Annotated in this window: 9 protein-coding genes; 5 read left to right on the top strand and 4 right to left on the bottom strand. The window is 69.6% G+C overall.

The window, feature by feature from the left end; translation table 11 throughout:
• The 3 genes from E4P40_RS11850 to E4P40_RS29340 form a co-directional block, all read right to left on the bottom strand.
• A partial coding sequence (locus E4P40_RS11850; RefSeq protein WP_167762195.1) for a ParB/Srx family N-terminal domain-containing protein occupies positions 1-303 on the bottom strand: 303 nt, incomplete at its 3' end.
• A 56-nt stretch (positions 304-359) separates the two neighbouring features.
• Positions 360-749: a hypothetical protein gene (locus E4P40_RS11845; protein WP_135158817.1), complete on the bottom strand. Its 390-nt coding sequence runs from the start codon at positions 747-749 to the stop codon at positions 360-362.
• Positions 727-1,788 (bottom strand): ArdC-like ssDNA-binding domain-containing protein, encoded by a 1,062-nt coding sequence (locus E4P40_RS29340; protein WP_135158816.1) that lies wholly within the window; start codon positions 1,786-1,788, stop codon positions 727-729. Before E4P40_RS29340 ends, E4P40_RS11845 begins: the two co-directional genes overlap by 23 nt.
• 1,019 nt (positions 1,789-2,807) lie before the next feature.
• On the opposite strand from E4P40_RS29340, the gene E4P40_RS11835 reads away from it, so the two are divergent.
• The 4 genes from E4P40_RS11835 to E4P40_RS11825 all read left to right on the top strand — a co-directional run bounded on the left by E4P40_RS11835 (position 2,808) and on the right by E4P40_RS11825 (position 6,073).
• Entirely contained in the window at positions 2,808-3,263 is a 456-nt protein-coding gene (locus E4P40_RS11835) for a DUF4383 domain-containing protein (protein ID WP_135158815.1), read from the top strand.
• A gap of 638 nt (positions 3,264-3,901) precedes the next feature.
• Positions 3,902-4,024 (top strand): hypothetical protein, encoded by a 123-nt coding sequence (locus tag E4P40_RS29335; protein ID WP_280790605.1) that lies wholly within the window; start codon positions 3,902-3,904, stop codon positions 4,022-4,024.
• Between the two features lie 15 nt (positions 4,025-4,039).
• Positions 4,040-5,245: a patatin-like phospholipase family protein gene (locus E4P40_RS11830; protein WP_245160281.1), complete on the top strand. Its 1,206-nt coding sequence runs from the start codon at positions 4,040-4,042 to the stop codon at positions 5,243-5,245.
• A 345-nt stretch (positions 5,246-5,590) separates the two neighbouring features.
• Positions 5,591-6,073 carry an ATP-binding protein gene (locus E4P40_RS11825; RefSeq protein ID WP_348519644.1) on the top strand — a complete coding sequence of 161 codons (483 nt, stop codon included), beginning with the start codon at positions 5,591-5,593 and terminating at the stop codon, positions 6,071-6,073.
• Positions 6,074-6,554: 481 nt separating this feature from the next.
• Here the strand turns inward: E4P40_RS11825 and E4P40_RS11820 are convergent, their stop codons facing one another.
• A complete protein-coding gene (locus tag E4P40_RS11820) occupies positions 6,555-7,874 on the bottom strand; it encodes a PP2C family protein-serine/threonine phosphatase (RefSeq protein WP_135158814.1) in 1,320 nt (439 codons plus the stop codon).
• A gap of 372 nt (positions 7,875-8,246) precedes the next feature.
• Here E4P40_RS11820 and E4P40_RS11815 point away from each other — a divergent pair, with 372 nt between their 5' ends.
• Positions 8,247-8,591, top strand: a complete 345-nt coding sequence (locus E4P40_RS11815; protein WP_135158813.1) for a hypothetical protein — start codon at positions 8,247-8,249, stop codon at positions 8,589-8,591.
• The last annotated feature ends 331 nt before the right edge of the window (positions 8,592-8,922 follow it).

The following is an 8,922-nucleotide window of genomic DNA, read 5'->3' as shown; positions in this document are numbered from 1 at the left end:
GACGGTCTCGTCGGCGGCGACGACGACGGGCACGGTGGGCCGCCCGGCCTCGATGGCGGCCAGGGTGCGGCGGTGCCCGAGGCGGACTCGCAGCCGCCCGTCGGCGGTGCGCACGGCGACGATCGGCACCAGCACTCCGAGGTCGCGGACGCTGGCGACGAGGTCGGCGTCGGCGCGGGTGTCGTGGCGCACGTTGGCGTCGACCAGCAGCGAGTGGGGGTCCAGCTGCTGCACGCGCAGCTCTGCGGCGGTGTCGGGGGTCGTCGCGCTGTCGGTGGAGGTGGATGTGTTGTCGGTGGTCATGGCGGAAACTCCTTGCTCGGTGGTGGTGTCGGTGGAGTGGGGGACGGGGTCGGCGGTCATGACGCGCCGCCGGGGGAGCGGATGGCCCAGAAGGGCCACCAGCGGCGATCGGACAGCCGGGGCAGCACGGCCCGTAGCTGGCAGCCGTGCGGGCCGGTGTGCACGACCACGCCGACGGCGAGGCCGCCGGCGGTGGCCAGTCGGGCGAGGACGCCGATCAGCACGGCGGCGGCGTCGCGGTCGGGGCAGTCGATGACCAGCGGGCACCGGTGGCCGGCGGCCTTCTGCAGCGCCTGGGCCAGGGCGGCCTCGGTGGCGGCTGCGTTGATCCGCAGGTCGCTACCGGTCCAGTCGGGGGACAGCCCCGGGTCGACGGTGGCCGCGCTGCTGGGGGGAGGACGGCGAGCATGACCGCGCTCCCGTTCACGCCGCGACCGGCAGGACACCGGCGGTGTCCGGGGCTGGCTGGCTGGATGGGCCGGCCGGTTCCGGGTCGTCCCCGCCGTCGTTGTCACCCTCGAGGGAGGCGAGGATGCGCCCGGCGGCGGTGGTGACGGTTGCGGCGGCCGCCCGTAGCACGGCGGTGTCCCCGCCGGACCAGGCGGCGACGTAGGGCACCGTGTAGGGCCCGGAGTTCAGCCCGGCCCAGGCGGTGACGATGTAGGCCACCGACTCCGCCTCGGCCTCGGCCTGCCCCCGGCAGCCGGGATAGTCGAACCCGTCGGCGGTGTGCCCGCATTCGATGTGGGCGAGCTCGTGGGCCAGGGTCTTCACCGCCTGCGCCCCGTCGACGTCGGGGCGGATCCGCACGGTGCGGGTGGCCGGGTCGGTGATGCCGTTGGCCGGGGCGCAGTCGGCCCGGGTGAGGGTGTAGCCGTGCGCGGTGACCTGCTCTGCGAGCGCCTCCCAAAGGGCGGCGGGGGCGTCGCCGGTCAGCAGCTCGGGCCTGATCTCGGGCAGCGGCTGGCCGTCGGTCTGGGAGACGTCGAAGACGTGCACGACGCGGAATCCGCGCAGCTCCCGCCGCCCGGGCGTACCGTTCTCGCGGTCGGCGGGCCCGCCGCAGCTAGTCCCTGCGGCGGTCTCGCCGGCCCGCTCCTCGGCCGGATCGTCGTGGTCGCTGCCGGCCCGGTAGGTGCAGGGGGCCAGGACCGCGAGTCCGCGCTGTCCCTTGATCACCGAGCGGCCCACGGCCTTCCAGGTGCCGAACCCGGCCACCCGGGTCGGGGTGAAGCCCCGTTCGGCGGCCTGCGCCATGATCAGCAGCTGGTTGCCCAGGCTGTAGCGGTGGAACCTGGCGGCGGCGTCGAGCATCGCCTGCCACTGCGGGTCGGCGGTGAGCCGTTCGACCTGGGCGCCGATCTGCTCGTGCAGCGCGGCGATCCGCGCCGCGCGGGCGGCGTCGGCCGCCCCCCGGTCGGCCGGGCTGAGCTGCGCCCGGGTGCCCTTCCGTCTCCTCGTCGTGCTGGTGGTTGTGCTGGTCATCTGAACCCCTCCTGTGAACCGGAGCCGACGCCGGTACGGAGGGACTACGGAAGGGGTGTCCTTCCCACCCATTCCCCCGGCCCGTCCGGCAAAGAGCTCTGCTCAGGGGCCGGGAGCGACGGCGGGGGACGACTGGACCAAGACTGCTTCCGCAGCGGAGCGCCCGAAGGGCGGAAGGATCTTGGTCCAGTCGGAGGAGCCGGCGCGGGAGGCCCCTACGCTGAGCTGCCGGACGGGTCGGGGGATGGAGAAGACAGCCCGCCGTAGGCGGACCTTGACGACGGCGCAGCCGGCGCCACGCGCAGCGTGGCCCGTCAGGGCGTTCTAGTTCTAGACCGCAGCCGTCAGGAGACCGCAGCCGTCAGGAGACCGCAGCCCTCAGGAGACCGCAGCCCTCAGGAGTCCGCAGCCGTCAGGGCAAACCAGGGCCGTATGGGGTTCGAGCTGGCGAATACCCCCTGCCGCCAGTCCGGGACAATTGCGTGAACCGTCGGGTCTGCAAAGGCGCGCTGTCTCGTACTGGGATGATCCCCTTCATGACCCCCGGCACCGGGCGCCGTGCTAGTTGACTTCCACGCATCCTCCTACGGCAGCCCTTTGCCGGCACGGCCTAATCAATGGGAACTCCGCCTGGAGGAATAGACGGACTCGGGGGACGACGCCGGACAAGTGCGCAAGAGGTGGGTCGGCTGGCGATCTCGAAGGTTGGGTGGCGAGATGTGATGGAGGTTCGCCGCGCCGTCGAGGGGCCGCATCGTTGATGGCGAGTCGAGGAGTCTGGTCGGTCAACGTTGAGAGATGCGCCGTCGTCGGTGGATAACGCCGATTGTCAGTAGCGCGGGTAAGGCTGCCTTGAAGGCGGGACTTGCGCCGGTGCATGGCCGGGTCCCGCCGAAGGCGACGAGTTCAGCACGCTCTTGTAGCCATGGCACCTCGTTTCCACTGCTGGCGAGCGAGGTAGAGCAAGGATGGCCCGGACCCTGCGCCCCGGGCCATCGCGACTCACCACGGGAGGAGACATGTCCGCAGCTCGAGCAGGCCACACCGCCGCAGACCGTGGCGGCACGACCTGGCCGCAGATGCTGGCGTTGGCGATTGGTGCCATCTATCTGCTCATCGGGATCAGCGGGTTCTTCATCACCGGCTTCGACGACTTCGCAGAGCACACCGACGAGACGCTTATCGGATTCTCCATCAACCCTTTGCACAACGTGGTGCATATTCTGATTGGTGTCGCGGGTCTGGTGCTGGCACGCACGCTTAGTCAGGCGCGAGCCTACGGTTGGCTGCTGGCGGTAGTGTATGGAGCCGCCTTCATCTACGGCCTGTTCGCCGTGGGCAAGGAGGAGCCCCTGAATTTCCTCAGCATCAACTGGGCCGACAACTGGCTGCACCTGGTCAGCGCTCTCGCCGGCCTGGCGATCGCCATGGGCCCGGTTAGGCATGCAATCTCCGGTCGCTCGTCTCGGGTCTGATCGGAACGCCGGGCAGCGGGGCGGCTGCCGCCGACCAGACCAGCGGCAGCCGCCCCCGTCATCTGTTCCCCCTCTGACCGAACACAGGATGGAACCCTTGGATGGGGTCCGAGCGCTCGGTTGCCGCCCGACGGTGTTGGATCTCAACGGTGTTGCAGTGGAGCAGGGCGGTCCAGCTTTCGGCCCAGTCGTTGGCGAAGGCCCCGCTGCCGGTGCGGGCGCCGGTGAACGGAGCGGACGGCGCCGCGCGGTCCGAAGGTGACGGCGGATGCCGCGACGGGGGAGCGAGCAGACGACAGCGGCGGAATCGGGTGTGTTGATGAGCTGAAGGCGAGTTCTTGGTAAGCAGTGACCCGATGACGGCGGAAAACGCCCCAGACGCCGCTGACCTGCCCGGAGACCGGCCGGCGTCTCGGATCGTTGTAGAGTTGAGGGGTCTCCGGGCGAACGTGCCGCACTGGTCTGGGCGCTGGCAGCCGCCACTCTGTCTGACGCTTCCCTCGAGGTGGTCAGCACCTTTCCCGTGGCCGATCTCTCTTGGGTCGATCCCTATCTCCTGGACCTGGAACCCGGACGAATCGAGAGCATCCGGTCGGACACCGACGCCCGGGTCCGTGCGCTCCTCAAGGAGGCGATGAGTGAACCGGCCCTTCAGCACCCAAGTCAGCTTCACCGACAGAGGCCACCATGAGGTGATCAAGCTGGCTCGCTTCTACGACGACGGAGGGGCCTACGACGACGGTGAGAAGGCGACCTGGTGATCGCCACCGGAGGCCGTGGCAAACCCTGCCTTCATCGCCGGTGATCGGCATGATCACATGGGAGCACGCGAGCCGGCCATTACCGCCGCGTGTCGCCCTGTCTCCGCCACGGCAAACTTCCGTTGGACGGTGCGCAACGCGAGCACCGATACCATGGAGCCCGTGGCCCAACGGACCCGCGTCGCGCTCGCGCTGGGCAGCGGCGGCGCCCGAGGGTACGCCCACATCGGCGTCATCGAGGTGCTCGAAGCACGCGGTTGCGAGATCGTCAGCATCGCCGGCACGTCCATGGGCGCGCTGATCGGCGGCCTCCACGCCGCCGGCGGTCTCGGGTCCTACTCTGAATGGGTCCGCGGCCTGGGGCAACGGGACGTGCTTCGTCTACTGGACCTGTCCACGAGAGCGCCGGGAGCCATCCGCGCCGAGCGGATCCTCGTCAAGGTCAACGAGATCCTCGCTGGAGCGCTCATCGAGGAGTTGCCGATCCCATTCACCGCGGTCGCCACCGACCTCGGTGCGCGCAGGGAGGTGTGGTTCCAGGAGGGACCGCTGGACGCGGCCATCCGCGCGTCGATCGCGCTGCCCGGTTTCATCACCCCCGTGATGATGCACGGTCGTCTGCTCGCCGACGGTGGTCTGCTGAACCCGCTACCGATCGCGGCCACCGCGGCCGCGCGGGCCGATGTCACCGTGGCGGTCTCCCTGTCCGGTCAACAGGCGCCCCCGGCTGTTGGTGTCTCAGTCCGAAGACAGACAGCAGCGGAGGAGGGGAGCCAGGGCTGGCGACGGACTTCTACCCAGGTCCTCGACCGCCAGGTCATCCGCGCGCTCGCGACACGCCTCGGTCGGCTGCGGGGGACCGCACCGGTGACCAGTGACGAGTTGACCGACGAGGCAGTGGAGGAACTGTTCGAGGCGCTACCCGCCGGGCTCCGCATGTTCGACGTCATAGAGATGTCCCTCGAGGCACTGCAGACAGTGGTGATGAGGTACACCCTCGCCGGGCATCCTCCTGACCTGCTCATCACCGTCCCCAAAGCGTCCTGCCGAAGCCTTGACTTCCACCGAGCCGAGGAGATGATCAACCTCGGCCGCCGGCTCGCCACCGAGGCCCTCGACGGCCGCGCGGGCTCATCGGCGATGGATCATGGAGCTCGGTCGGACCCGAGGCGTCTTCACGGCGAAGCAGCTACTCCAGGCGGTTCCGCGACTGCTGGGTGACATACCGGTGGTCGGACCGTCCGTATGTCGTGCTGTGCGAGGCGACGCCCGCCCAGGGGTCGAACGATTTGGCCGGCCGGCGCGAGTCGTCGGTTATGTCGCTGCCGGGCGTATTCCCCCGCCGCTGCAGCTGATCAGCGGCGAGCCGTGGGCGCTTGGAGAGAGCCGCTGATCCCGATCACGCACCGCACCCTAGCTTTCGCACTTGAGGTCAAGGATTCGCCGGGCGTGCGAGTCAAGCCAGTCGCACGTAGCGTCGCAGGAAGGGCGCCTCAGATGTGGCTGGATCATGGCTCAGCCACCTTCCGATTGATGCGCCAGTGAGCACCCCGCCCCTAGCCGGCTGTGGAACAGCAGCTGCGAACGGAAAGTCAACACGTGAGCCATGAGCTTTGGAGTGAGCTACGGCCGCCGTCGCCTGAAGCAGGGGCTGTCGTGGTGTGGGAGGGGGAGCCGTCTACGCCCGCCGAAGTCACGGCAGGCAGACGCCAGCTCAAACGGGCAGTGCTCCAGGGGCAGACCCCGGCCGGCGCCGATGAGGACGACGTCGAACGGTTGCTGTTGGCTTTCGAGGAGCTGGCATCTAACGGTCTTCGTCATGGCGGGGCTCCAGTTCGAGCTGCCGTCACCAGGACCGCCGATGGTTGGCTGATCGATGTCACCGACGCGGTTGCCGACCGTGTGCCCACACCAGCCGTCGACCGCGATCCGGCTCACGGCGGACTCGGGCTGTACCTGGTCGCCCGGCTGGGCGCGGCGCACGGATGGTGGAGGCAACCCGACCACAAGCACGTCTGGGCGCGCATCCGTGCAGGCGGCGCCGTGTGACCCGGTCGCGGGGTGCTCCTCGTCGAGCTCGGCAAGTCACATCCGAACCGGCGAAGGACGACGCGCCGCACGCTTCGTTCCGGTCCCTGGGGCAGTCACTCCTGTGCACACCCCAACAGCAGATCGTCACGTAGCCCGGTGAGGGTGCGGTCGGTGACGGGCACGGCATCCAGAACCGCCTTCGGGTTCGCCTGTACAAGCGGTGTCGCGTTGCCTCAGAGCGTTCGACTCCTTCGTTGATGTCTTCCCGCCCTCGGTCATGCCGTCGGTGTTGGAGCCAAGAACGGCCCCCGGCGCAGGCGCCGTCCGAAACGCCGCGCCCAGCATCGGCCCCGCCCCCAGGAGGGATCACCAGACGCGGTCTGGGACGGGCATGATCGCCGGCGTCTCCAACTGCTCACGGCTGGTCCCCCCGCAGCCAGCCAGAAGCACGTGTGGGCAACCGAGGCGATCAGATGAGCGGCCAGTCCGGTCAGAGCAGTCAGCTGTCGATGTCCCCGGCTGGCAGTCCGCCGATGATCCCGCGGGCCAGCTCGTCATCTCGCGGCGGGCCGCGCCACTCCACCAGCAGCAACGAGGCGTCATCGGTGGTCCGGCCGCCGCGCTCAGCCATCAGGGTGTGCGAGAGCAGCCGCACGGTCTCGGCCACGCTCAATTGCTCGGCGCTGGTCTGCTCGACCAGCTCCCGCAGCCGGACCTCGCCGAACTGCAGCCCGTCCTCCAGCCTTTCCTCGACGACGCCATCGGTGAAGAGCAGCACCCGGTCTCCCGGCGCCAGTTGCACGGTCTGCACCGTCGGCGCCGCGCCGCCGAAGCCCACGGGCCGGGTGATGGCGCCGGTCAACTCGGAGACGCCTCCGTCCGCTCGGACCCACAATGCCGCGGGGTGACCGGCGTTCACCCAGCTAAGAACGCCGGTGACGGTGTCCAGCCGGCCAACCTGCGCGGTAGCGAAGCGCCCCGGATAGGTCGTGCCCAGCACGTCGTCCATGTGTACGTACAGGTCCGGCAGCGAGGCGTCGGACCGCCGACCGTGCCGGTACGCAGCAACCACGATGGTGGCCATGGTGGCCGCCTCCAGACCGTGGCCCATGGCGTCGAAAACCGCGAGGTGCAGCACGTGGTCGTCCAGCGCGTAATCGAAGCTGTCCCCACCCACGTCATAGGCGGGTTCGAGGATGCCGGCGAGAGCGACGTCCGGGGTGGTCATTACCAGCGGAGGCAGCGTCTGCCACTGTAGGTGGGCCGAAAGGCTCATCGGGGCGGCCGTGCGGACCCGGGCGAACGTGCCGGTGTACAGGGACTTCGTGACGATGAGGTCAGCGGTCAGGCCGGCCACGCGCTGCGCGAGACGCCGGTCATTGTCGTCCACCCCTGGAAGCGTGAAGGCCAGGACCCCGACTCGATCGGAGCCGTCCAGCATCGGCAGGTACAGCCGTACCGACCCGTCGGGAAGCTGCTGCTCGATGCGAGCGTCGGAGGTGAAGGCGCGGCCCGGCCAGCTTCCGGCGATCGGGGTGGCTACGCCCGTCAGGCCACGTCCGGTGAGGGGCTGTAGAGTCCGCTGGTCATAGTCCTGCAGCCAGATCCTGACGTCGGTGCCGCCGACAGAGGCAATCTCTTGTGCCACGAGCGGCCCGACTAGACGGGCCGGCATGAGGTGGGCCCGGTCGAGAAGTGACCCTAGTAGTCGCTCGCCGAGGCTCTCCGTCCGGGATCGTCCTTCTGCGTCGGCGAATCCTCGGCCGGCCCCCGTTCCTGGTGCGGACAGCGCGCCGCGGTGGTTCCACTCGTCCGGCACGCGTTCTCCTACCAGGTCCACCGCGAAGGGGTGACCGGTCGGTGACCCAAGCGCGCCGGCTGCAGGCCGGGTTGAGGAGCGTCGCGCCGGTCAGCAGGCTACCCGACCGGACGGCCTTAGTCTGCGGCCCCGCGTCGTCGGGTGTATGAAGCGTCCCAGTTTTCTGCGACCGTTCGCCCGAACCGAGCTGTTTCTGCTCGAGGAGCCTGGCGGGCGGGAGCCTCCCCAACGGGGCGCCGGGGCCCACCGGCACTGTCCAACGGTGACACGCTGCTCCGAGGTCCGCCGATCGAGTGACCACTCAACGTGTTCGACTCGGCTCGAGGGGTGGGACGAAAGCCGAAGAGCCGGGCCACAGGGGGTGGGGTGGCGTTGACCGAGAGCGAGTGGATCACCTGGGAGCTGTGTCCGCGCTGCGGGGACCGTGCGGCGGTGGGCTGGAGAGACGCCGGTCAGTTCGTGGATCCCATCGAGTTCGACTGCCCCACGGGTTGCCGCCTCACTATCTGCCAGTTGGTGAGGACGTTTCCACCCGCGAGCGGAACCGTGAGCGCCGAAGAAGCCGCGCGTGTGGAGCGGCTTGTCGTAGACGACCAGCGCGAGGCATCGGAGATCGCCTGCGACGCGATGCGCCGTGGAGCTGCGGCCATCGCGATCGCCGCCGGAGTGGACCGCGTGGCCCGGGTGACGATCGTCTGGCGCCCCGAACACTCGTGACGGATCTGCGGACGCCGCCGATGGTCAGGCCGACCGCTGCCAGCGGCGCAGCCGACCGGCGAGCAGGTGCACAAGGCGACCGGCGGCCGTCGGCTGGTCAGGGGCGCCGGCATCGGCGTCGAGCTTCGCTACGGGTGCATCGTGCCCGATGGGAACCGCGCGGGGTCTGGTCGCTGGCCACAACTCGGGCAGGCCCGCCGTCCTGGCGGCGTGTTGACCGTATGCCAGGCAGAGCGGGGAGATCGCCACGGTGTCGGTTAGCTCATCGACGTCATGGGGCTCGGGGGCACGGTGTCTCGCCCGTGAGGCAGCTGCCGAGCTCGTTTGCGCG

It is taken from the genome of Blastococcus sp. CT_GayMR20 (assembly GCF_004570345.1).
This window is presented reverse-complemented; position numbering and strand designations above follow the sequence as displayed.

What these genes read in the sequence shown, in the direction of transcription:
- E4P40_RS29340 (WP_135158816.1), bottom strand. Translation starts at nt 1,788, where the DNA reads ATGACCAGCACAACCACCAGCACGACGAGGAGACGGAAGGGCACCCGG.
- E4P40_RS11835 (WP_135158815.1), top strand. Translation starts at nt 2,808, where the DNA reads ATGTCCGCAGCTCGAGCAGGCCACACCGCCGCAGACCGTGGCGGCACG.